Origin of the sequence: Anoxybacillus ayderensis (assembly GCF_000833605.1) — a bacterium.
Taxonomy (GTDB): domain Bacteria; phylum Bacillota; class Bacilli; order Bacillales; family Anoxybacillaceae; genus Anoxybacillus; species Anoxybacillus ayderensis.
In genome coordinates this window covers 18,956-41,138 of sequence record NZ_JXTG01000003.1, presented here as the reverse complement: position 1 = coordinate 41,138, position 22,183 = coordinate 18,956, and the positions used below count along the sequence as shown (strand labels likewise).

At 42.5% G+C, this 22,183-nt stretch carries 23 protein-coding genes, 1 pseudogene and 1 other annotated feature; of the genes and pseudogenes, 14 read left to right on the top strand and 10 right to left on the bottom strand.

The genetic code is table 11. The annotated features are described in order from the left end of the window. Positions 1-45 precede the first annotated feature (45 nt). The 6 genes from JV16_RS04560 to JV16_RS04535 all read left to right on the top strand — a co-directional run bounded on the left by JV16_RS04560 (position 46) and on the right by JV16_RS04535 (position 5,193). On the top strand, positions 46-1,005 hold the full coding sequence (locus tag JV16_RS04560) for a BMP family ABC transporter substrate-binding protein (RefSeq protein WP_042534484.1): 960 nt from the start codon (positions 46-48) through the stop codon (positions 1,003-1,005). Between the two features lie 107 nt (positions 1,006-1,112). Further along, complete coding sequence (locus tag JV16_RS04555; RefSeq protein WP_021094751.1) at positions 1,113-2,045, top strand: beta-ketoacyl-ACP synthase III; 933 nt, start codon at positions 1,113-1,115, stop codon at positions 2,043-2,045. Positions 2,046-2,078: 33 nt separating this feature from the next. After that, entirely contained in the window at positions 2,079-3,320 is a 1,242-nt protein-coding gene (gene fabF / locus JV16_RS04550) for a beta-ketoacyl-ACP synthase II (RefSeq protein WP_035063164.1), read from the top strand. Between the two features lie 71 nt (positions 3,321-3,391). Further along, positions 3,392-4,114 (top strand): DUF2268 domain-containing putative Zn-dependent protease, encoded by a 723-nt coding sequence (locus JV16_RS04545; protein WP_021094749.1) that lies wholly within the window; start codon positions 3,392-3,394, stop codon positions 4,112-4,114. A 55-nt stretch (positions 4,115-4,169) separates the two neighbouring features. Further along, positions 4,170-4,376: a YuzI family membrane protein gene (locus JV16_RS04540; RefSeq protein ID WP_009362188.1), complete on the top strand. Its 207-nt coding sequence runs from the start codon at positions 4,170-4,172 to the stop codon at positions 4,374-4,376. A gap of 76 nt (positions 4,377-4,452) precedes the next feature. Next, positions 4,453-5,193 carry a YjbA family protein gene (locus JV16_RS04535; protein ID WP_042534481.1) on the top strand — a complete coding sequence of 247 codons (741 nt, stop codon included), beginning with the start codon at positions 4,453-4,455 and terminating at the stop codon, positions 5,191-5,193. Positions 5,194-5,222: 29 nt separating this feature from the next. On the opposite strand, the gene trpS is transcribed toward JV16_RS04535, so the two are convergent. Next, a complete protein-coding gene (gene trpS / locus JV16_RS04530) occupies positions 5,223-6,212 on the bottom strand; it encodes a tryptophan--tRNA ligase (RefSeq protein WP_009362186.1) in 990 nt (329 codons plus the stop codon). A 47-nt stretch (positions 6,213-6,259) separates the two neighbouring features. Beyond that, positions 6,260-6,487: a binding site (T-box leader), on the bottom strand. 35 nt (positions 6,488-6,522) lie between these two features. Next, positions 6,523-6,855 (bottom strand): DUF3899 domain-containing protein, encoded by a 333-nt coding sequence (locus JV16_RS04525; protein WP_216367384.1) that lies wholly within the window; start codon positions 6,853-6,855, stop codon positions 6,523-6,525. Positions 6,856-7,138: 283 nt separating this feature from the next. Between JV16_RS04525 and JV16_RS04520 the strand changes: the two genes are divergently transcribed. The 5 genes and pseudogenes from JV16_RS04520 (at position 7,139) to JV16_RS04500 (ending at position 12,838) form a co-directional block, all read left to right on the top strand. After that, entirely contained in the window at positions 7,139-8,791 is a 1,653-nt protein-coding gene (locus JV16_RS04520) for a peptide ABC transporter substrate-binding protein (RefSeq protein ID WP_021094744.1), read from the top strand. 104 nt (positions 8,792-8,895) lie between these two features. Continuing rightward, complete coding sequence (gene opp3b / locus JV16_RS04515; protein ID WP_021094743.1) at positions 8,896-9,825, top strand: oligopeptide ABC transporter permease; 930 nt, start codon at positions 8,896-8,898, stop codon at positions 9,823-9,825. Next, positions 9,822-10,835 carry an oligopeptide ABC transporter permease gene (opp3C, locus tag JV16_RS04510; RefSeq protein ID WP_021094742.1) on the top strand — a complete coding sequence of 338 codons (1,014 nt, stop codon included), beginning with the start codon at positions 9,822-9,824 and terminating at the stop codon, positions 10,833-10,835. The genes opp3b and opp3C overlap by 4 nt, the downstream gene beginning before the upstream one ends. Positions 10,836-10,855: 20 nt before the next feature. After that, the gene (locus JV16_RS04505) at positions 10,856-11,914 is read left to right on the top strand and encodes an ABC transporter ATP-binding protein (RefSeq protein WP_042534479.1); all 1,059 of its coding nucleotides are present in this window, start codon (positions 10,856-10,858) and stop codon (positions 11,912-11,914) included. Then, positions 11,911-12,838 (top strand): annotated as a pseudogene (locus JV16_RS04500) (ABC transporter ATP-binding protein). Before JV16_RS04505 ends, JV16_RS04500 begins: the two are co-directional and overlap by 4 nt. Before the next feature lie 100 nt (positions 12,839-12,938). Here the strand turns inward: JV16_RS04500 and JV16_RS04495 are convergent. Then, positions 12,939-13,130 (bottom strand): hypothetical protein, encoded by a 192-nt coding sequence (locus JV16_RS04495; protein ID WP_009362180.1) that lies wholly within the window; start codon positions 13,128-13,130, stop codon positions 12,939-12,941. Positions 13,131-13,378: 248 nt separating this feature from the next. Here JV16_RS04495 and spxA point away from each other — a divergent pair, with 248 nt between their 5' ends. Further along, the gene (gene spxA, locus JV16_RS04490; protein WP_021094738.1) at positions 13,379-13,789 is read left to right on the top strand and encodes a transcriptional regulator SpxA; all 411 of its coding nucleotides are present in this window, start codon (positions 13,379-13,381) and stop codon (positions 13,787-13,789) included. Between the two features lie 17 nt (positions 13,790-13,806). Here spxA and cls read toward each other — a convergent pair whose 3' ends face one another. Then, positions 13,807-15,312 carry a cardiolipin synthase gene (gene cls, locus JV16_RS04485; protein WP_042534477.1) on the bottom strand — a complete coding sequence of 502 codons (1,506 nt, stop codon included), beginning with the start codon at positions 15,310-15,312 and terminating at the stop codon, positions 13,807-13,809. 57 nt (positions 15,313-15,369) lie between these two features. Next, positions 15,370-16,038: an adaptor protein MecA gene (mecA, locus tag JV16_RS04480; RefSeq protein WP_021094736.1), complete on the bottom strand. Its 669-nt coding sequence runs from the start codon at positions 16,036-16,038 to the stop codon at positions 15,370-15,372. A 223-nt stretch (positions 16,039-16,261) separates the two neighbouring features. Between mecA and JV16_RS04475 the strand changes: the two genes are divergently transcribed. Next, positions 16,262-17,446, top strand: coding sequence for a competence protein CoiA (locus tag JV16_RS04475; protein WP_021094735.1), 1,185 nt, complete (start codon positions 16,262-16,264; stop codon positions 17,444-17,446). A 37-nt stretch (positions 17,447-17,483) separates the two neighbouring features. Then, complete coding sequence (gene pepF, locus JV16_RS04470; protein WP_021094734.1) at positions 17,484-19,280, top strand: oligoendopeptidase F; 1,797 nt, start codon at positions 17,484-17,486, stop codon at positions 19,278-19,280. Between the two features lie 30 nt (positions 19,281-19,310). On the opposite strand, the gene JV16_RS15750 is transcribed toward pepF, so the two are convergent. The 5 genes from JV16_RS15750 to JV16_RS04445 all read right to left on the bottom strand — a co-directional run bounded on the left by JV16_RS15750 (position 19,311) and on the right by JV16_RS04445 (position 22,180). After that, positions 19,311-19,475, bottom strand: a complete 165-nt coding sequence (locus JV16_RS15750; RefSeq protein ID WP_042534475.1) for a hypothetical protein — start codon at positions 19,473-19,475, stop codon at positions 19,311-19,313. 219 nt (positions 19,476-19,694) lie between these two features. Further along, entirely contained in the window at positions 19,695-20,537 is an 843-nt protein-coding gene (locus JV16_RS04460; RefSeq protein ID WP_084220261.1) for a ClpXP adapter SpxH family protein, read from the bottom strand. Next, complete coding sequence (locus JV16_RS04455) at positions 20,524-20,925, bottom strand: globin domain-containing protein (RefSeq protein ID WP_009362172.1); 402 nt, start codon at positions 20,923-20,925, stop codon at positions 20,524-20,526. The genes JV16_RS04460 and JV16_RS04455 overlap by 14 nt, the downstream gene beginning before the upstream one ends. Before the next feature lie 56 nt (positions 20,926-20,981). Further along, positions 20,982-21,593 carry a lytic transglycosylase domain-containing protein gene (locus tag JV16_RS04450; RefSeq protein WP_042534471.1) on the bottom strand — a complete coding sequence of 204 codons (612 nt, stop codon included), beginning with the start codon at positions 21,591-21,593 and terminating at the stop codon, positions 20,982-20,984. Then, positions 21,590-22,180: a CYTH domain-containing protein gene (locus tag JV16_RS04445; RefSeq protein ID WP_042534469.1), complete on the bottom strand. Its 591-nt coding sequence runs from the start codon at positions 22,178-22,180 to the stop codon at positions 21,590-21,592. Before JV16_RS04445 ends, JV16_RS04450 begins: the two co-directional genes overlap by 4 nt. Positions 22,181-22,183 lie beyond the last annotated feature (3 nt).

Below are 22,183 nucleotides of genomic sequence, written 5' to 3'. Positions count from 1 at the left end.
AGGAAGCAAGTAAAATAAAAAATGAGACCGAAAAAGGAGTGTTGCATGTTGATGAGGCGATATACGTATTTTATTTTTGCACTACTTTTTATTTTATCTTCTTGCGCTCCTGCAAAATTATCATCGGGAAATGTACAAAAAGTTGGTTTGCTCGTTTCAGATACAATTGATGATCAAGTGTGGGGAACGAAAGGGTATAAAGGATTGCTTCGCATTCAAGCGAAATTTGATGCGGAAGTGTTTTATCGCGAAGGGGTAAACTCAAAAGCAGCGACGGCACAAGCGGTAAAACAATTTCACCAAAAAGGAGTCCATTTAATTTTTGGTCATGGAAGTGAGTACGGGGAGTATTTTGATGACATCGCAGATCAATATCCGAACATTCATTTTGTATTTTTTAACGGAGAAGCGAAAAAGAAAAATGTGACAAGTTTTAATTTCGCAGGGCATGCGATGGGCTTTTTTGGCGGCATGGTGGCGGGGCATATGACGAAGACGAACAAAATTGGCGTCATTGCCGCATTTGAATGGCAGCCGGAAGTGGACGGTTTTTTTGAAGGGGCTTTACATGAGAACGAAAATGCGAATGTCGACGTGGAATATGTACAACATTGGGACGACGTCGATACGGCCATAGCCATTGCCGAACGAATGATTGCTGAAGGGGTGGATGTCATATATCCAGCCGGCGATAAATTTAGTGTACCAGTGATTGAAAAAATGAAAGAACACGGTCTTTATGCGATTGGTTACGTAACGGATCAAGCAGATTTAGGAGAACGAACGGTGCTAACGAGCACCGTCCAACATGTCGATGCGCTATATGAACTTGTGGCGAAAAAGTTCATCGATGGAGAATTAACGTCTGGAACGACATATGTCGATTTTCAAGACGGCGTCGTCGAACTCGGCACGTTTAGCCCGCTTGTCGACAAACCGTTCCGACAAAAAATAACAAAAGCGATTGAACGATATAAAGCAACAGGAAAATTGCCGAATGAGTAAATGAGGTGTCGAGTAAACGCCTCATTTTTTTATTGCATGAAACGAAAAAAGAAAGTAAAATTAGTACCAAGTAATAAAGTTTGATAATAAAAGGAGACGATATTTCCGTGAGTGCAGGAATTATTGGAATTGGACGATATGTGCCGGAACGTATTGTGACGAATAAAGAATTAGAACAACGAATGGATACGTCAGATGAATGGATTCGGACGCGCACAGGGATTGAAGAACGTCGTATTGCTTCAGACGATATAGATACGTCCGATATGGGTTATATCGCAGCGAAGCGCGCCCTTGATAATGCGGGCATTTCTCCTGAACAAATTGATCTCATTTTAGTAGCGACGGTGACGCCTGATCGCCCTTTTCCGTCCGTCGCATGTATGTTGCAAGAAAAGCTCGGGGCGGTGCATGCAGCGGCACTTGACGTAAGCGCGGCATGTGCAGGATTTATGTATGCGATGGTAACCGCGAAACAATTTATTGAAACAAATACGTACAAATACGTGCTTGTCGTTGGTGTAGAAAAGTTATCAAAAATCGTCGATTGGAGCGATCGAAATACAGCGGTGTTGTTTGGAGACGGCGCAGGAGCAGTTGTCATGGGGAAAGTTGCAGAAGGGCGCGGCATCGTATCGTTTGAACTTGGGGCAGACGGTACGGGGGGAAAATATTTATATCAAGACGACCATATTGTCATGAACGGACGGGAAGTGTTTAAGTTTGCGGTGCGCCAAATGGGCGAGTCATGCATTCGCGTATTAGAAAAAGCAGGATTGACGAAAGCGGACGTCGACTTTTTAATTCCGCATCAGGCGAACATTCGCATTATGGAGGCGGCGCGCGAACGGCTCGAACTGCCTGTTGAGCGCATGTCGATTACAGTGAATAAATACGGAAATACATCCGCTGCATCCATTCCGATTTCACTTGTAGAAGAAGTGGAAGCCGGACGCATTCAAGATGATGACCTTATCATTATGGTTGGCTTTGGCGGTGGATTAACGTGGGGCGCTATTGCATTGCGCTGGGGCAAATAACGATGGTATGATGAAACAAAGGAGTGATGAGTGGTGAACAAAAGACGAGTCGTCGTCACGGGATTAGGGGCTGTCACACCGGTAGGAAATGATGTTGAAACGACATGGAAAAACATCGTTGCTGGACAATCCGGCATCGGTCCGCTCACACGGTTAAATGCGGACGATTTTCCTGCGAAAGTAGCAGCGGAAGTGAAAGATTTTCAAGTGGAACAATTTATCGATAAAAAAGAAGCGCGCAAAATGGACCGATTTACGCAATATGCGGTCGCTGCATCGATGATGGCAGTCAAAGATGCGAATTTACAAATTACAGAGGAAAACGCGCCGCGCATTGGCGTCTGGATCGGTTCAGGCATCGGCGGGATGGAAACGTACGAAGAACAGCTGAAGACGTTTTTAGAAAAAGGATATCGTCGCGTCAGCCCGTTTTTCGTTCCGATGATGATTCCGGATATGGCGGCAGGGCAAGTGTCGATTATGCTTGGGGCAAAAGGAATCAACTCATGTACGGTCACCGCTTGTGCGACAGGAACGAACTCGATTGGCGATGCGTTTAAAGTCATTGAACGTGGCGATGCCGATGTGATGATTACAGGTGGAACAGAAGCGCCAATTACACATATGGCGTTTGCCGGATTTAGCGCAGCGAAAGCGCTCTCGTTTAACCCAGACCCAAAAACAGCGTGCCGTCCATTTGATCAACATCGCGACGGATTTATTATGGGCGAAGGGGCTGGCATTATTATTTTAGAAGAACTAGAACATGCGTTAAAACGCGGTGCCCGCATTTATGCGGAAATCGTTGGCTACGGTGCGACAGGCGATGCGTATCATATTACCGCTCCAGCGCCGGGTGGGGAAGGCGGCGTGCGTGCGATGCGTCAAGCGCTCTATGATGCGAATATGCAGCCAGAGGACATCGACTACATTAACGCGCACGGCACGAGCACAGAGTATAATGATAAATATGAAACGATGGCGATTAAAGAAGTATTTGGCGAGCACGCATACAAACTAGCCGTCAGCTCGACGAAATCGATGACGGGACATTTGCTTGGTGCAGCGGGTGCAATCGAAGCCATTTTCTCCGTTTTATCGATCCACGATGGCGTCATTCCGCCAACGATTAATTACGAAACACCAGACCCAGAATGCGACTTAGATTACGTGCCGAACGTGGCACGCAAACAAGACGTGCGTGCGGTATTAAGCAACTCGCTCGGCTTCGGTGGACATAATGCAACGATTATTTTCAAAAAATATGAAGGATGAGGTTCGCCTCATCCTTTTTCACATTTTCCTTTCGTTTATCGTACAATGCGATAACGAAAGGAGGGAATGTCATGGGAGTAATAAATACGAAACATTGGTTTGTGGACGATATGTGGCGAAAAAAAATAAAAGAAGATGTGCAACGTCATTTATTTGCGCACGGCATGGCGCGACATAACCAACATGATACGATGAAACAGCTCGCAGAAAAAAACGTATGGGCGTTTGTCGCAAAAAAGTTTACAGAACTCCAAAAAGAGTGGGATGGCCCAGACGTGCCTATATTTATTTTCCCTGCTGATGCTACGAACCGTTCGCTGCAACGTGAATTTGGTGGAAAATCAGGCGTCGCTTTTCGCGATCAACTATTTTTATTTTTGCTTCCTCACGTATCGAACGAACATATTTATGCCCTCCTCATTCACGAATATAACCACGTTTGTCGTTTGCATGCTGATCCGAAAGATGAGCGCGACTATACGCTTCTTGATCGCATCGTGATGGAAGGATTAGCAGAACATGCGGTGTACGAGCGGCTCGGAAGTGAATATGTCGCAACATGGACGACATATTATACAGAAGAACAACTAAAGCAATGGATGAAAAAATGGATAATCCCAAACCTCTCTACTCGACCAGACGATGCTCGTTATCGTTCGCTTTTGTACGGTTCTGCCTTTTATCCGCGCATGCTCGGCTATGCGGTCGGATATGCGGTTGTGAAGCAGGCGCTAGAAAAAAAGACGATGATAGAGCTACTTTCGATGAAAGCTGAAGAAATTTTTTTTACGTAACGCATCGTTTGCATGCTTGTTCATACATATAGTAGTGGACAAGGGGGACTGGCGAATGCGTTTCTTTTTTTATTTGCTTGGGTTTGGGATGTCGGTCATTGGTGGGACGACGATGATTGCGTATTTAAATATTATGGCATCACGTTCAGATTGGAAAGAATATCTCGTGTTTATTAGCACAAAAGTGGAATGTTACTTTTTGCCGATCGGTTTGTTTATGACGTGGTTAAGCATTTATTTTCCGTCTCATGATGATGGTTAAATTTAGGGTGAAATGGAATAAAATGAACGACCTCTGACCATACTGTGAACAAATCGTTCGAAGTGAGGGGTTATGCATGTTATATCTTCACGATGTTTGGGTGAATTGGTTTGAAGGGGAAGAAAACGGGTATAACGTTTGCCACTTTTATGAGTGGAGAAAAGATGATGCGATTGAGCTGTTAGATCAAGTGCCTGTATTAAAAGTGAGCCCACAACTGTTTCGTTACTTAGAAAATAGTTTGTCGGAAATTCCGAAGCCGCTGCTTGAAGATGTATATCAAAAAGCGTACGTGCGCAAAAATCATGAGCGCATCCAGCTTGATTATTGTTTTATTGCGACAGATGGTTGTGGCATTGTGGCAATTGATACGATTGGCTATCATATTCCGATTCGAAAAAGCCGGCTCATTCCACGCCAAGAACAGCTCGTTTATGAGATGGTCAAAGAACAAGATGTGCGCATATATCCATTTCAACAAAGTGAAAAAGAATATCATATTTTATCGCCGCATCCTGCATTGATGAGCGGATTAACGCGCAAAGAGCGGCAATTGAAGCAACTATTATTTATGGCGCTTGACCAGTTGTACGGAACGAAAAATGTCGCTGAAGTGCGCTATTGGTATACCGAATGGGCGCCAGAAAAGTATGCATACATTCAACAAATGTCGTTTGAAGAAGCGTGGAACGGTTTGTATGAAGAAGCGAAATACGGATGGTCAGAGCGGCACGTTCATTTATGCGAACGGCTCGTCAAAGGACAACCGTTTTTTGAGAAACTATGGGAAATGGAACAAGAGCCGAAAGTGAATTAAAAAACTCAGCCCGCGTGGAGCTGAGTTTTTTATCGTCTTTTTCTTCCTAAACCGATGGCGTTTTCCATTTTCTTTAACATTTTACTTGCGACGCGGTTTGCTTTTTCGGCTCCTTCGTCTAAAATGTCATCTAGTTTTGAGCTTTCCATGAGCTCGTAATATTTTTCTTGAATTGGCGTTAATGCGTCAATAATAACTTGAGCGACATCGGCTTTAAACTCCCCGTACCCTTTTCCAGCATATCGTTCTTCTAATCGCTCGATCGGTTCGTTTGCTAAAATGGAGTAAATCGTTAATAAGTTCGATACGCCCGGTTTATTTTCTTTATCATAGCGAATGACGCCTTCTGAGTCTGTGACGGCGCTTTTTACTTTTTTCTCGATCGTTTTCGCATCATCAAGCAACGTAATGTACGATTTTTGGTTCGGATCGGATTTGCTCATTTTTTTCGTTGGGTCAGTGAGCGACATAATACGAGCGCCGATTTTCGGAATGCGCGCTTCTGGGATCGTGAAAATGTCTCCATATCGTTTATTAAATCGCTCCGCTAAATCGCGCGTGAGCTCAATATGTTGTTTTTGATCTTCACCGACAGGAACGATGTCTGTCGAGTAAAGTAAAATGTCGGCTGCCATAAGTGGCGGATACGTTAACAACCCAGCACTTACGGCTTCTTTTCCAGCAGATTTATCTTTAAACTGCGTCATGCGCTCTAATTCGCCAATGTAGGCGATGCATTGTAAAATCCAGCCCGCTTGCGCATGCGCAGGCACTTCGGACTGAATAAATAACGTTGATTTGTTCGGATCAATGCCGACCGCTAAATAAAAGGCAGCTAAGCTGCGAATGTTTTTCCGAAGCGCTAGCCGATCTTGCGGAACGGTAATCGCATGTTGATCGACGATACAAAAATAGCAGTTGTAATCGTCTTGTAGTTCAACAAACTGTTTCATCGCTCCAATATAGTTGCCGAGCGTAATGACGCCGCTTGGTTGAATACCTGAAAAAATCGTCTTCATCGAATCACTCCTTTTCATTTTTTAACAATAAAAAAAGTCCTATCATCTTTAGGGACGATAGAACCGTGGTGCCACCCTAGTTATTGTCATTGCGACAATCACTTTGCCCATGCGGTATGCATGGCGCCTTTGTAACGTAAGGCAAACGTTCAAGCCTACTTTTTTTCAACTTGAATGCTCGAAAGCCCATTCCATACAACTAGCGGCTTGTTCGCACCGTCCACAAGCTCTCTGAACGCCTCGTTATATGTACTACTCTTTGTCATCGCATCGTTTTTTCTAGACATTTTATAATATTTGTTTTTTATTGTCAACGAACGTACGAAAAAATGAGCGTGAGCAATGTAATGATCAAACCAGCAAAGAAAAATGGTGCTCCCCACTGTTTTTTCTCTTCATCGTTTTCTTGCTCATTTTCATCATCAATTTCAACAGGGGGACGAAACAATCGTTTAAAACTAGAAATCGTCACATCAAAAAAACCTTTTTCATATATGAACCGAAATCCGCCAATAATAACAAGAGGTTGAGCGATATAAAAAGAAATATTAATAAATGTGAGCCACCAATTGCTTGAAAAAAGTGCAACCGTTAGCGCAATGAAAAATACGAGAAAGCTTGTCACGACTGCTTTTTTCACCATTCATCCACCTTTCGCGCTTAATCGCTGTGAAGTATTATACTAAAAAAAGTGTAAATTTTCTATTTACAAACGAATAAAAAACAAATAAAATAGTCATCAAGCTGATTTTATCACATATGTTAAAAAACCTTACACTTAGTTAAAATGTTAGAAAATTTAAAAAAAGTTTTTAAAAAATCTTTTCAAATATATTAATTCGTTATATAATGTCCTTGTGTTTCAAATCTTCTGATAAATCAGAAGATGGAAATAAATACAATAAACAGATGAGGGGGAAACTCGCATGAAGAAAAAGTTATCTATCTTTTTCGCTCTTCTTCTTGCTTTGTCCACGTTTTTAGCAGCGTGTGGCGGCAAAAAAGAAGAGGACAAGACTGCCAATGAAGGCGAAAAGCCAGCGCAAGAAGCGCCGGCAAAAGAGCAAGTATTAAACTTGCTTGAGAGCGCTGAAATTCCTTCATTAGACTCTACGTTAGCGACTGACAGCGTGTCATTCCGCGTCATGAACAACGTATTTGAAGGGTTATACCGTTTAGACCAAAACGACGAGCCTACGCCAGGAATGGCTGAAAGCTACGAAGTAAGCGAAGATGGAAAAGTGTACACATTCAAGCTTCGCGATGCAAAATGGTCAAACGGAGATCCTGTGACGGCAAACGATTTCGTATTTGCTTGGAGAAAAGCGCTTGATCCAAACACAGGTTCTGAGTATGCGTACATTATGTACGACATTAAAAACGCTGAAGAAGTAAACACAGGAAAAGTACCTGTTGACCAATTAGGTGTCAAAGCAATTGACGACAAAACGTTACAAGTTGAATTGAAAAACCCAATTCCATATTTCTTAAGCTTATTAGCGTTCCCAACATTCTATCCACAAAACGAAAAGTTTGTAAAAGAACAAGGGGACAAATACGGTCTTGAAGCAAACACAACAATTTACAATGGTCCGTTCGTATTAAGCGAGTGGAAACATGAACAAAGCTTCCAATTAAAGAAAAACGAACAATATTGGGATGCACAAACTGTAAAGCTTGAAACAATTAACTTCAACATCGTGAAAGACGTTGCGACAGCTGTAAACTTATATGAAACAAACAAAGCAGACCGCACAGGTTTAAGCGCTGAGTTTGTTGACAAATATAAAAGCGACAAAAACTTTAAAACAAAATCAGAGCCTGTAATGTTCTTCATTCGTATGAACCAAAAGAACGAAGTGTTGAAAAACGTAAACGCTCGTAAAGCGATTGCGATGGCGATCGACAAAGAAGCGATGGTTGCAACAATTTTAAATAACGGTTCAAAAGCAGCAAACTACTTCGTTCCAGAAGGATTTGTTAAAGGACCGAACGGAAAAGACTTCCGTGAAGAAAATGGCGACTTAGTCACATTTAACGCTGAAGAAGCGAAAAAATATTGGGAACAAGCGAAAAAAGAGCTTGGCAAAGACAAAGTAACGCTTGAGTTGTTAAATACAGATACTGAAGTAGCGAAGAAAATTAGTGAGTATGTGAAAGCGCAGTTAGAAACAAACTTACCAGGTTTAACAGTGAATATTAAACAACAACCATTTAAGCAAAAACTTGAACTTGAAAGCAAAATGCAATATGAGTTATCATTTGGTGGTTGGGGTCCAGACTATAAAGACGCAATGACATTCATCGACATGTTTGTCACAAACGGTGCTCACAACGAAACAGGTTGGTCAAATGTTGAGTACGACAAACTTGTACAAGATGCGAAAACAACGCTTCTTTCTGACTTACAAGCTCGTTGGGATGCGATGTTAAAAGCTGAGAAAATCTTGTTAGATGAGGCAGTTATCGCGCCAATGTACCAACGTGGTTCAGCGTACTTAGAGCGTGAATACGTAAAAGGCGTCGTTGATCATTCATTCGGTGCAGACAACAGCTACAAGTGGGCTTATATCGAGTAATCGAAAAGAAAGGAGAGTATATGTGCGATGAGCATATACTCTCCTTTTGCCTGCTAGTCAAAAAAATTTCAAAAAGTTTTTAATTTTGTAAGGAGGTGTGCGATATGGCACGTTATACGTTGCAACGTTTTATTTATATGTTAATTACACTATTCATTATTGCAACAGCAACGTTCTTTTTAATGAAGCTTCTCCCTGGTTCCCCTCTGCAAAATCAAGAGAAGTTAACGCCAGAGCAACAAAAAATTATTTTAGATAAGTACGGATTAAATGATCCAATTCCAGTTCAATACGTTCGTTATTTAGGCAATTTGGCAAAAGGTGATTTAGGGGTTTCGTTCCAATATGACAATCGCCCAGTTTCCACACTCATTGCTGATCGTATTGGTCCATCTGCGCAACTTGGTTTTCAAGCGCTTGTATTCGGAACAATTGTCGGCATTTTGCTCGGTGTGATTGCTGCTGTTCGTCACAATACAGCGATTGACTATGGAGCAACGGTGTTAGCTGTTTTAGGTATTTCCATTCCATCATTTGTATTCGGTGGATTGTTGCAATATTACATCGGTGTAAAATTAAAATTACTTCCTGTTGCGTTTTGGGAAGGATTTGAGTATACCATTATGCCGACGCTAGCGTTGTCGGTATTCGTTATCGCGAGCATCGCGCGCTTTATGCGTACAGAAATGTTAGAAGTGCTCGGTTCGGACTATATTTTAACAGCGCGTGCAAAAGGAATTAGCGGCTTTGGCGTCATTTTTAAACATGGATTGCGAAATGCAATGATTCCAATTATTACAATTCTCGGCCCGATGGCTGTAAACTTAATGACAGGAACGCTTGTGATTGAGCAAATTTTTGCGGTTCCTGGATTAGGGGAGCAGTTCGTTCGTTCCATTAACTTAAATGACTATCCAGTCATTATGGGCACGACCATTTTCTATAGTGCGTTATTTATTTTTGTTATTTTTATTGTGGACTTGCTTTACGGCTTAATTGATCCGCGAATTCGTTTAGCGGGAGGGAAAAAATGATGAATGAAAAGCAATTATCTCCTGAGTTGTTTGAGCTAGCGACAGAACGTCAAGGTGATATGGAAAAAATTAATCGTCCAAGCTTAACGTTTTTACAAGACGCTTGGATTCGATTAAGAAAAAATAAAGGTGCTGTCTTTGGATTAGTGATGATTATTATTATTGCACTCATGGCCATTTTTGCACCAATGATGAGTGAGCATACGTATAAAGACCAAAAAATACAACACGCGAAATTACCACCGCGCATTCCGGTGTTAGAACATATAGACTGGCTTCCGTTTAACGGAAAAGATATGAACGGCATTGATGTGTACGAAAAACGTGGGGTAAAAGAATATTATTGGTTCGGTACAGACGACCTCGGTCGCGACTTATGGACACGGACATGGTACGGTGCCCGCATTTCGTTATATATCGGTGTATTAGCAGCAGCGATTGACTTATTAATTGGAATTATTTACGGTGGCGTCTCAGGATTTTACGGCGGTCGTGTCGATAACGTCATGCAGCGTATTATTGAAGTGCTCGTCGGTATTCCAAACTTAATTGTTGTCATCTTATTTATTCTCGTATTTGAGCCGGGAATTATTTCGATTACGATGGCGATGGTCATCACCGGTTGGGTCACGATGGCACGTATTGTGCGCGGACAAATTTTAAAGCTAAAAAATATGGAATACGTTTTAGCAGCGCGTACGCTCGGAGCATCTGATGCACGTATTATCGGAAAACATTTACTTCCGAACGTCATCGGACCAATTATTATTACAACGATGTTTACGATTCCGAGTGCGATTTTTACAGAGGCGTTTTTAAGTTTCATCGGACTTGGTATTCGTCCTCCTGAAGCGTCGCTCGGTTCACTCGTTAATGATGGCTATAAATCGATCCAAACGTACCCTCATCTTATGATGATTCCAGCGTTTGTGATCAGCTTGCTCATTTTAAGCTTTAACTTATTAGCGGACGGTTTGCGCGATGCGCTTGATCCGAAAATGCGTAAATAACGGATGAAAGGGGTGGAACAATGGAAAAGGTACTAGAGGTAAAAGATTTGCATATTTCGTTTGATGTGTACGGTGGGGAAGTACAAGCTGTACGCGGTGTATCGTTTGACTTGTACAAAGGAGAAACGCTTGCGATCGTTGGGGAGTCTGGTTCAGGAAAATCGGTGACGTCAAAAGCGCTTATGCGTCTACTTCCGATGCCACCAGCGCGCATTAAGCAAGGTCAAATTTTATTAGAAGGTCGCGATTTGACAAAGCTGTCGGAAAAAGAAATGCAACGGGTGCGCGGAGCAGAAATTTCAATGATTTTCCAAGACCCGATGACAGCGTTAAACCCAACGATGACGATCGGAAAACAAATTACAGAAGTATTGTTAAAACATCAACAAATGTCCAAAGCAGAAGCGAAAGCGCGCGCCATTGAATTGCTTGACCTTGTTGGCATTAAAGAGCCAGCGCTTCGTTTTAAACAATATCCGCATCAATTATCAGGCGGTATGCGTCAACGGATCGTCATTGCGATCGCGCTCGCGTGCAATCCGAAAGTGTTAATTGCGGACGAGCCGACAACTGCGCTAGACGTGACGATTCAAGCACAAATTTTAGAGCTCATTAAAGACATTCAGAAAAAGACGGGAACGTCGATTATTTTCATTACGCACGATTTAGGTGTTGTCGCAAATGTGGCGGATCGTGTTGCGGTCATGTATGCCGGGAAAATTGTAGAGAAAGGAACAGTCGATGAAATTTTCTACAATCCGAAACATCCGTATACATGGGGGCTACTTGCATCAATGCCAAGCTTAGAACACGGTGACGAGGAATTGTACTCAATTCCGGGAACGCCTCCAGATTTATTAAATCCGCCAAAAGGAGATGCGTTTGCGCCTCGTAATGCATATGCGTTAAAAATTGATTACGAAATGGAGCCGCCGATGTTTCAAGTGTCTGATACGCACTATGCCGCGACATGGTTGCTTCACCCGAACGCACCGAAAGTCGAACCTCCGAAAGTCGTTCGTGAACGGATGAAAAAGTTCGAAGCATTAACGAAAGATCGAGGAGGGGAGAAGCGATGAACAAACTCGTTGAAGTGAAAAACTTAAAACAATATTTTAAAGTCGGGAAAGGTCAAGTCGTTAAAGCTGTTGACGATGTCACGTTCGATATTTATAAAGGAGAAACGCTCGGTCTCGTCGGTGAGTCGGGTTGCGGAAAGTCAACGACAGGACGCACAATTATTGGATTATATGAAGCCACAGGCGGCGAAGTGTTGTTTAACGGATTAAGCGTGCATCGGAAAAAATCAGCGAAAGAAGCGAAAGAATTAAAACGGAAAATGCAAATGATTTTCCAAGATCCGTATGCGTCATTGAACCCGCGGATGACTGTTGCGGATATTATTGCGGAAGGAATCGATATTCACGGCTTAGCGTCGTCGAAAGAAGAGCGCATGAACCGCGTATATGAACTGCTTGAGACGGTCGGATTAAACCGTGAACATGCGAACCGTTATCCGCATGAGTTTTCAGGCGGTCAGCGTCAGCGGATCGGCATTGCGCGCGCTTGCGGTTGAACCAGAGTTTATTATTGCCGATGAGCCTATTTCCGCGTTAGACGTATCGATTCAAGCGCAAGTTGTCAACTTAATGAAAAAGTTGCAACGCGAAAAAGGATTGACGTATTTATTTATCGCCCACGACTTGTCGATGGTAAAATACATTAGCGACCGAATTGGCGTCATGTATTTCGGGAAAATGGTTGAGCTTGCCGATGCGGAAGAATTGTATCGCAACCCGATTCATCCGTATACGAAGTCGCTTTTATCTGCGATCCCGCATCCAGATCCAGAAACAGAGCGGACGCGTAAACGTATTATTTACGATCCGTCGCAACATAACTATAAAGAAGGCGAAGACGTGCGCATGCGCGAAATTACGCCAGGTCATTTCGTCTACTGCTCAGAAGCAGAGTATGAAAAATATAAAGCGATGCACAGCTAATCTCTCGTTCGAGAGATTAGCTTTTTTCATTTGCTGTACTAAAGAATTATACAATATTTTGATTCGTTTGACTATTTTGTTTTTAAAAAAAGCTCCGAGATTATCTCGAAGCTTTTTTCCCGCCAACTGTTTTCCAGCCGGTTTGAATATGTTCGCTCATCGCTGTATGTAGCCGCTTTTTCTGTCCGCCAAATATGTTTTCACCGATGCCGTTTAAAATGACGCCCATAAGTGCGGTGATACCGATGACTAAAATGGCAACAATCGTAAAGTCGATAAAAAATTGTGCCATGTCATTTCCCCCTTTGTTTGCCATGTCTATTTTTATTGTAGAGAAAATTTCAAATGAAAGCAACGAAAAATGAAACCGTTCGTATTGGACAAGCGTATAAATATGTGTGGAAGTTAAAAAAGGTGTATCTTTCTAAACTTTTTTGTTGTATAATGTACGTTGTAGAGTTTTTTAAAGTCATTTTAAAATAAGATGTGTTTTAATACAGAAATGTATTCCAGCAACCCATTTTTAAGGGAGTGATATATATGGTTATCGTGTATTCATCGCCAAGTTGTACGTCTTGCCGAAAAGCGAAAGCATGGTTAGAAGAGCATCACATTCCGTATAAAGAGCGCAACATTTTCGCGGAGCCGTTAACGATTGAAGAAATTAAAGGCATTTTGCGCATGACAGAAAACGGAACGGACGAAATTATTTCAACAAGATCAAAAATTTTTCAAAAGCTAAACATTCAAGTCGACTCGTTGCCGTTACAAGATTTGTATGAAATTATTCGCCAACATCCAGGATTGTTGCGCCGTCCGATCATTATGGACGAAAAGCGTCTGCAAGTTGGATACAACGAAGATGAAATTCGCCGCTTTTTACCGAGAAAAGTGCGCACGTATCAATTGCGTCAAGCACAACAGCTCGTCAACAGCAAAGGCTTAGCGTAACATACACGCTAAGCCTTTTATAGTAATGGAGAAAGAAGACGGGCAGTTGACTCCGCGATGCGCATCCAAAGCGGACGCTGCTGAAATTGTTTCATATTTATTTTGGTTGAGTGATGGAAGTCATCGATAAAGTCATCGACTAGCTTTTGTACGCTTGGCGTTTGATATAAAAACGCGTTCACCTCAAAGTTTAAATGAAAGCTGCGCATATCCATATTCGCTGTGCCGATCGAAGCAAGTTCCCCGTCTACGACAATAATTTTGCTGTGCATAAACCCTTTTTCGTATTCGTAAATGGTCGCTCCTGCCTCTAATAATTCTGGAAAATAAGAGCGGGAAGCGTAAAACACAATTTTTTTATCGGGTCGCTTCGGCACAAGAAGCCGGACGTCGATGCCGCTTAATGCAGCGACTTTGAGCGCCGTGAAAATATCTTCATCTGGAATAAAATACGGAGAGGCGATCCAAATGGAACGCTGAGCCGATGTAATCATCGCAAAAAATAAATGTTTAATGACTTCCCACTTCGTATCCGGTCCACCAGCGACAAGTTGGACGCCTCCGAGTGCCTCATCAACGGTTGGAGCGTTTAAATAGTTAAGCGTCAATAATTGTTGCCCTGTCATGTAATACCAATCTTGCAAAAAAATGAGTTGTAACGTGCGAACCGCTTCACCATAGACGAGTAAATGCGTATCGCGCCAAAAGCCAAAATATTCGTTTTTCCCTAAATATTCATCGCCAATATTTAACCCGCCGACAAAACCGATTTTTCCATCAATGACGATAATTTTGCGATGGTTGCGGAAGTTGATCGTATTGTTTAAAAACGGCAAGCGAACAGGAGAGAAAGGAATCATATCGACGCCTGCTTCGCGCATTTCCTGTATGTACGTTTTCGATAGTTTCCAACTTCCGACAGCATCGTACAAAAAGCGGACGTGTACCCCTTTTTTTGCTTTATGGATTAATATGTGCTTCAAGCGCTGGCCGATGTCATCATCGCGCACGATGTAATATTCAAGATGAATGTGGTGTTCCGCTTTTTCTAATTCTGCAAAAATGGCGGCAAACGTTTCTTCTCCATTCGTTAACACTCGTGTTTTTGTCGCCGTTGAAATCGACTCTTTCGTCAACCGTTTCGCGAGCTGTAACAACGGTTGTTGATGGGGTTTCATATACAGTTTTCGTTCATGATCAGCACGATTTGTTTCGAGTTTGCGAAACGTTTGCTCATCGAGTAGCGCCTTTTTTCGGAAAAGTCGTTTCTTGCGATAATTTTGCCCGAAGAACAAATAAAAAATAAAGCCGATGAGCGGAAAACTGCCGAACAAAACGAGCCATGTGAGCGTTTTTGTCGGATGGCGGTTTTCTAAAAAGATGACGAATGAAATAAAAATGACGGACAAGGTGACAAATAAGCTGAACGTTCCGAGCAGCCAGCCTTCCCAATAATCTTTCGTGATCGTTAAAAAGCCGATGAAAACAAGGATAAATAGTGCAACCTTTAAAGCATTTCTCATGTATCATTCACCTAACCTTACGGAAAAAAAGCCGATTTCAAGCAATTGAAATCGGCGTTATGCGTTTGGAAAATGTTTTGCGATCATCGTTAGCGCTTGTTGTGCAATGACGATTTTTCCGTATTCTTCAAGACGATGAATCGTCATTTCGGAATCTTGCCCGTATTCAAGCAATATGCTTAACATATTGTCAATGTCGCGATCGGCATCTTCTTCTGTAAATTCGACGTATAAATAATAGTTGTTTTCAAATGCGAATAGGCGATTGTTTAATGTTGAAAAATCGCGACGATGAGCAAGGGCGATGACGTCTTCGATATTTTTAAAGCGGATGACGAACTGAAGCGGATTTTCAGGCGCTGCCGATGATGCTGCTTTAATGATGTTAAAATGTTGATCTAATATTTGTTCGATTTTTTCATCGACAGGTAAGTCTCTAAATCGTTCATCGTTAATTGGCAGTTCTAATTTCGTTCCGTCTTTTGAAATTTGCGCTTTTGTGACGAGCACTTCAATGCCTTTTTCAAGCGCATGCACTTGAATCCAAAGAGGACCTTCTAAATAAAGTTCCGCTTCTTGATGAATTTCATCAATCATTTCCCAAAATAATTCTTCGCTTCGTTCGCGATTGTACCAAATTTCTTCGCGATCAAATCCGCGTTCTTCAATGTCTCCGTACGACATATATAGCTTTAACGTATATTCATTGATGCGTTCGATTTCCATGTTCCTCAGCTCCCTTCTACGATTATCCATTCAGGAAGGGAATTCACCCCTGAGCATTCGCCCATCCTCCCACATCTTGTACTTCTATTGTATGATAAAATGTGAAAGAAGGGAAATAAAAAACGCCTAATTCAATAAATTTAGTTGTTCCCCTATTTTTTGTATTTCTTGCAGGAGAATCGTTCGCTTTGTTGAAAAAATGTATGGAGAAAGGGGAGGTTATATGTTTGTTGCGTTGTTTAAAAATGGGGAAGTATGTTCGTTATTAGACGATTGGACGGTTGAACAGCTGCATGTATGGCGAGCGAACGAGTCGTTTTTTTGTCCCGTTTGTCGACAGCGAGTACAGTTGAAAATCGGAAAAAAACGCATGCCGCATTTTGCCCATGAAGCAAAATGTATTATTGAAACAGAGCGAGAAACGCTCGCCCATTTACAAGGAAAACAACAGCTGTACGAATGGTTGACAAATGAACGACTGAAAGTAAAAGTGGAAACATATTTACCACACATTCAACAACGGCCAGACATATTTGTCGTCCATCATGAAAAGATGTATGCGTTAGAGTATCAATGCTCCACGATTTCATCCTCTTTATTTACGAAGCGAACGAAAGCATATATGCACGCAAACATTGTCCCAATTTGGCTTCTTCATTCGTCACACGTGCAGCGTCGCGGATTGTTTTTTCAATTGTCCTCGTTTTCGTGGCTTTTTTTCAACGACCAAGAGATCATTCCATTTTATTGCTCAACGCAACGCACCATGTCGTTTCTTCATCATCTTATTCCGCTATCCGCAACGATTGCGTATGGGGAGTGGACGACCGTTCCGCTTCATATGATTTCGTTTTCTTCTTTGCATAAAACACCTCACGGACAACAAGACGCCCTTTTTCATGCGTGGAACATAAAAAAGAAACAGTGGCGCATGTCACCTCTCTACTACCGAACGAATCGCCCGTTTTGTCGCATTGTGTATGAAGCGCATATGACTCCATCGTTATTTCCGCATGAAGCAGGCATCCCCCTTCGCCATTCATATTGGTTTGAGACGCCACCGTTTATTTGGCAAACGTATATGTTAATCGAAATGATGAATATTCCGCTTCATGTGACGTTTTCGTTTCATCAATTATATGATCGACTGCAGCGTTTCATTCGTCAAAATGTAATTCGTATTCGCTCGCTTCCGCTCGTCACAAAGACGCATTATTCATATGCGCTCATGGACTATTTCCATGCGCTCGTTTCGCTTCGCTTTTTAAAAAAAGTCGGAAAAAGCTCGTTTCAGCGCATTCGGTCATGGTCGCTTCCGCACAACGTTGAAGAAGCGATTCGCGGGGATGAGCAAGTGTTGCGACGAATTGTAAGCAAAAAAGAGGATTTTTTCGTAAAACGAGAATAATATATAAGTAAACATTTTGAGTGAAGAGGTGATCCATATGGCAAAATCGTTGCCGACACGTAAAGACGTTCCGACAGAGTATACGTGGCGTCTTGAAGATATTTTTGCGACTGATGAACAATGGGAAGAGGAATTTCAGGCGATTGCCGCGCTTCTTCCGAAATTTTCGGAGTATAAAGGAAAGCTAGGGGAAAGCGCAGAAACGTTATATGAAGCGTTGCAATATCGCGACCATGTGTTGTTGCGATTAGGGAAGTTATATGCGTATGCTCATATGCGCCATGATGAAGATACGACAAACTCGCTGTATCAAGGATTTGAGTCGAGAGCGGAAGGATTGTATGCGGAAGCGGGCAATGCGATGGCGTTTATCGTGCCCGAAATTTTAGCGCTCGATGAATCGGTCGTGCGCGCGTTTTTACAACAATACGAACCGCTTCGACTGTATGAGCATGAACTAGATGAAATGAATCGTCAACGTCCGCACGTGTTATCGGAAAAAGAAGAAGCGTTACTTGCGCAAGCAGCGGATGTCATGAACGCGTCGAGCAATACGTTTGGAGCGCTAAACAATGCCGATTTGCGTTTTCCGACGATTCAAGATGAGAACGGGGAAGAAGTGGAAGTTACGCACGGTCGTTACATTCGTTTTCTTGAAAGCGAAGATCGTCGCGTGCGGCATGATGCGTTTAAAGCGGTATACGATACATATCGTAAATATGAAAATACGTTCGCTAGCACGTTAAACGGGGCGGTGAAGCGCAACAACTTTTTTGCGCGCGTTCGCAACTATCGTTCGGCGCGTGAGGCGGCATTAAGCAAAAATCAAATTCCGGAAACGGTGTACGATAATTTAATCGAAACGATTCATCGCTATTTGCCGCTGTTGCATCGTTACGTTCAGCTGCGCAAGCGCGTCCTCGGATTAGATGAGTTACATATGTACGATTTATATACGCCGCTTGTGAAACAAGTCGATATGAAAGTGACGTATGAAGAAGCGAAAGAGTTATTATTAAAAGGGCTCGCTCCGCTTGGCGAACAATATATTGCGATCGTGAAAGAAGGATTTGACAATCGTTGGGTCGATGTGCATGAAACGCGCGGCAAACGAAGTGGCGCATACTCGTCTGGTTCGTACGGCACGAATCCGTACATTTTAATGAACTGGCAAGATAATGTCAATAACTTATTTACGCTTGCGCACGAGTTTGGCCATTCGGTGCATAGCTATTATACGCGCAAATATCAACCGTATCCGTACGGAAACTATTCGATTTTCGTAGCGGAAGTGGCATCGACGTGCAACGAGGCGCTACTCAACAATTATTTATTACAGACGATCGATGATGAGAAGAAAAAGTTATATTTATTAAATCATTATTTAGAAACGTTCCGTGGTACGGTGTTCCGTCAAACGATGTTTGCGGAGTTTGAACATATGATTCATCAAATGGCACAAAACGGCGAGGCGCTCACCGCACAAACGTTAACGGAAAAATATTACGACTTAAATAAAACATATTTTGGAGACGGCATCGTCATCGATGAAGAAATCGGCTTAGAATGGGCACGCATTCCGCATTTTTATTACAACTATTATGTATATCAATATGCGACAGGGTTTAGCGCCGCAACAGCGTTAAGCAAACAAATTTTAGAAGAAGGCACACCAGCTGTCGAGCGATACATTGCGTTTTTAAAAGCTGGAAGCTCCGATTATCCGATTGAAGTATTGAAAAAAGCAGGTGTCGATATGACATCTCCAGAGCCAATTGAACAAGCGTGCCAAGTGTTCGAACAAAAACTGCAACAACTGGAGCAACTATTATAAAAGGCGACGGAATGGTCGCCTTTTTTCTGATTACCGAAACCCACGAAAGCGGTGGCGGTTGTTGAGATAAGTAAAAAAAGAAAAGAAAGAAAGGAATAAAAACGGAATCGATATGAATAGCGGAAATAACCGCATTAATGCAAAAAAGTGAATAATGAGCGCAACGACGATCCAGATGATATATACAATAAGCATCGAATCCCTCCTTCTTCTTTATTTATATAGGGAAGTTGAAAAAGAAATATGACAAATATGTGACAAATGAATAAAACACTTGTCAAGACATGAAGGAGTTTGTTAATATATAAACGTGAAGTGAATCACAATCAAACAAACTTATACCCCTTTGTTTGACCGTGAAAAATTTCTCCCATCCCCTTTGTTGTCTTTATGACAAAGAAAAAAGACTCGGTGTTAGCCGAGTCTTTTTTCTTTGTCAATCCAGCGCCAAAACGAGCCGATTTGTTCCACTTTTTGTTTTAAACGTAGCTTTTTTAGTTCCCATTCCGCTTTGCAGCGCGGAATGTTATACACCATCGCAATGTCATCGATCGTCACGAACTGAGCGTGATGTAAAAACTGCTCGATTGGTGGAAGCGGAGATGGTTGAGGATGAAATCCGAGCATTTCATGGATTACATCGACATATACGTCGTACGGATAACAGCCTGAAATTTTAATGCCTTCCTCTTCAATATTTTCATTGAAAAAGACGAGCGTAGGGACGTCGCGAACGTCCATTTCCGCACTAATTTTTAAATCGCATTGAAACGCTTTGACAGCGGTCGGTGAAGATAAATCGTTTATAAATTCTTGCACGTCTAAACCGGCATCGATGGCGCATTGGATAAGCGTGCTCGTGTCTGTCATTGTTTTTTCTTGAATAAATACAATTTCTTGAAGTTGACGTAAAAAACGGATGCTTGCTTGCCGTCCTTGCAATTCTGCTGCTTTGACGGCGAGCGAGGCGACATACGGAATAGGTAGCGGTGCTTCAAGTAGCACCCGATCATCACATGCGATGCCTGTGCGCGTCGCATGCCGATCAATTCGTTTATACGTCACGCCGTTAAGCCGATCGAGTTGCCCTGTTAAGACGTGGCGCAACGTAAAATATTGCCCATATTCGATCCAAAGCTTTTTTAAAACAGGTTCGAGCGCCCAACAGTCCGGACAAAGAGGATCGACAAATAAGTAAATTTCTAATTGTTTTGTCGTTCCTTCTTGCTTATCGATTCGTTTTTCATTCACCTTCATGCTCCTTTCGCTCATCTTCTGGGGTGTTAATCATATGTTGGGCAGTTAAAATAAGCCGTTGATACAATTCATCACGCACCGGTCCTTTTAATCCGATCGCATCCATCGCTTCATGCATACACGCAAGCCATGCTTTCGCGCGCGTAGGCGTAATCGGAAACGGCAAATGGCGAGCGCGCAACATCGGATGTCCATGTTCGGCTGTATATAGCGGAGGGCCGCCTAAATATTGCGTTAAAAATTGTTTTTGTTTTCGCGCTGTTTCTGTTAAGTCTTTCGGAAAAATAGGCGCCAAGTCAGGATGTTTTGCGACTCGTTCATAAAAGGCATCGACGAGCTTTGCGACAACTTGTTCGCCTCCAAGCGCTTCGTAAGGGGATTGAAACATACAGAAAACTCCTTTGCCGAAATATATCAATATTGTAACAACGACTTTGTTGAATCTCAAACGATGCGACTTGTAGCATAGTACGTTTGCATTACTTTTTTCACATAGTTCATCGTTTCGCGAAAAGGTGGAATGCCTCCGTGCTTATCGACATTTCTCGGTCCAGCATTGTATGCGGCGAGCGCAAGCGCCATGTTCCCGTCATACCGATCGAGAAGTTGGCGTAAATATTTTGTCCCGCCTTCAATGTTTTGTTTCGGATCGAATGCGTCTTGTACCCCTAGCATGCGCGCCGTGCTCGGCATTAACTGCATAAGCCCCATCGCGCCTGCGCGGCTTTTTGCTTGCGGGTTAAAGTTTGATTCGTGACGAATGACCGCATAAATGAGCTTCGGATCGACATCATATTTTGTAGCGGCTTCGTCAATCCATTGCTGCATGCTGTTCGAAGAAAGTGGTGTATTTCCTTTCTCATATGTTGGCGCATGCGTTTCTTCCGTCGTCATGAGCGGAAGTGATGGGCGTATCGTTTCTGTTTCTTCGTTCGTTTCCGTTGTTAGCAGCTCATGAAATAAGTCGTGAAACGATGTTGTCGGCGCTTCTTTTTTCCCTTGTAAATTTTGTAACGCTTTCAGTTCAAAAAGCAATTTTAATTGTTGCACGTTCATGACGATCGCTCCGTTTCGTATTTTGCTTCGTAAAATCGTTCAATTTTATTTTTCGTTTTTCGTCTTGGAATATGAAACGACTGCAATAGCTCCGTAAACGTTTTTTCGCCTTCTGTTCGATCTGTTGCTTCGTATTCGACTTCATAGTCCGACACGTTCATATATTCGCTAAAGTCGAAAACGAGCGTGCCGTTTTTATACGGGCGTTCGACGCGGCGTGTCGTCAGCGCACCAAAGCAAACGACAGCTGTCGGGTCAATATGAAGCGACTGCAACGTGTTTGCCATCTCGCCTCCAAGTCGTTGCGTGCCTGAAATGAGCGCGTTGGCTGTTTGTTTTGTTAATCGTTCGTGCGTTTCTAACAGTCCGTCTTCATATGGTTGTTTTAATGTTAATGTATATGTGTCGTTTTTCATGCGAATGCGCAATGCGCTTTTTTGTCGTTTTAATTGAAAGTCTGGGGTGTCAAAATAATAATTTTGTTGCACGCTCCATTCATCATCGCGCACCGCAAACGCCGTCGTTAAACGAGCAAACTCTTCAGCGGTCAACATATTTTTAAATTCAATTTCTAATTCGTGCCTCATTTT

What these genes read in the sequence shown, in the direction of transcription:
- JV16_RS04560 (WP_042534484.1), top strand. Translation starts at nt 46, where the DNA reads ATGTTGATGAGGCGATATACGTATTTTATTTTTGCACTACTTTTTATT.
- JV16_RS04545 (WP_021094749.1), top strand. Translation starts at nt 3,392, where the DNA reads ATGGGAGTAATAAATACGAAACATTGGTTTGTGGACGATATGTGGCGA.
- JV16_RS04540 (WP_009362188.1), top strand. Translation starts at nt 4,170, where the DNA reads ATGCGTTTCTTTTTTTATTTGCTTGGGTTTGGGATGTCGGTCATTGGT.
- JV16_RS04535 (WP_042534481.1), top strand. Translation starts at nt 4,453, where the DNA reads ATGTTATATCTTCACGATGTTTGGGTGAATTGGTTTGAAGGGGAAGAA.
- trpS (WP_009362186.1), bottom strand. Translation starts at nt 6,212, where the DNA reads ATGAAGACGATTTTTTCAGGTATTCAACCAAGCGGCGTCATTACGCTC.
- JV16_RS04525 (WP_216367384.1), bottom strand. Translation starts at nt 6,855, where the DNA reads ATGGTGAAAAAAGCAGTCGTGACAAGCTTTCTCGTATTTTTCATTGCG.
- JV16_RS04520 (WP_021094744.1), top strand. Translation starts at nt 7,139, where the DNA reads ATGAAGAAAAAGTTATCTATCTTTTTCGCTCTTCTTCTTGCTTTGTCC.
- opp3b (WP_021094743.1), top strand. Translation starts at nt 8,896, where the DNA reads ATGGCACGTTATACGTTGCAACGTTTTATTTATATGTTAATTACACTA.
- opp3C (WP_021094742.1), top strand. Translation starts at nt 9,822, where the DNA reads ATGATGAATGAAAAGCAATTATCTCCTGAGTTGTTTGAGCTAGCGACA.
- JV16_RS04505 (WP_042534479.1), top strand. Translation starts at nt 10,856, where the DNA reads ATGGAAAAGGTACTAGAGGTAAAAGATTTGCATATTTCGTTTGATGTG.
- JV16_RS04495 (WP_009362180.1), bottom strand. Translation starts at nt 13,130, where the DNA reads ATGGCACAATTTTTTATCGACTTTACGATTGTTGCCATTTTAGTCATC.
- spxA (WP_021094738.1), top strand. Translation starts at nt 13,379, where the DNA reads ATGGTTATCGTGTATTCATCGCCAAGTTGTACGTCTTGCCGAAAAGCG.
- cls (WP_042534477.1), bottom strand. Translation starts at nt 15,312, where the DNA reads ATGAGAAATGCTTTAAAGGTTGCACTATTTATCCTTGTTTTCATCGGC.
- mecA (WP_021094736.1), bottom strand. Translation starts at nt 16,038, where the DNA reads ATGGAAATCGAACGCATCAATGAATATACGTTAAAGCTATATATGTCG.
- JV16_RS04475 (WP_021094735.1), top strand. Translation starts at nt 16,262, where the DNA reads ATGTTTGTTGCGTTGTTTAAAAATGGGGAAGTATGTTCGTTATTAGAC.
- pepF (WP_021094734.1), top strand. Translation starts at nt 17,484, where the DNA reads ATGGCAAAATCGTTGCCGACACGTAAAGACGTTCCGACAGAGTATACG.
- JV16_RS15750 (WP_042534475.1), bottom strand. Translation starts at nt 19,475, where the DNA reads ATGCTTATTGTATATATCATCTGGATCGTCGTTGCGCTCATTATTCAC.
- JV16_RS04460 (WP_084220261.1), bottom strand. Translation starts at nt 20,537, where the DNA reads ATGAAGGTGAATGAAAAACGAATCGATAAGCAAGAAGGAACGACAAAA.
- JV16_RS04455 (WP_009362172.1), bottom strand. Translation starts at nt 20,925, where the DNA reads ATGTTTCAATCCCCTTACGAAGCGCTTGGAGGCGAACAAGTTGTCGCA.
- JV16_RS04450 (WP_042534471.1), bottom strand. Translation starts at nt 21,593, where the DNA reads ATGAACGTGCAACAATTAAAATTGCTTTTTGAACTGAAAGCGTTACAA.
- JV16_RS04445 (WP_042534469.1), bottom strand. Translation starts at nt 22,180, where the DNA reads ATGAGGCACGAATTAGAAATTGAATTTAAAAATATGTTGACCGCTGAA.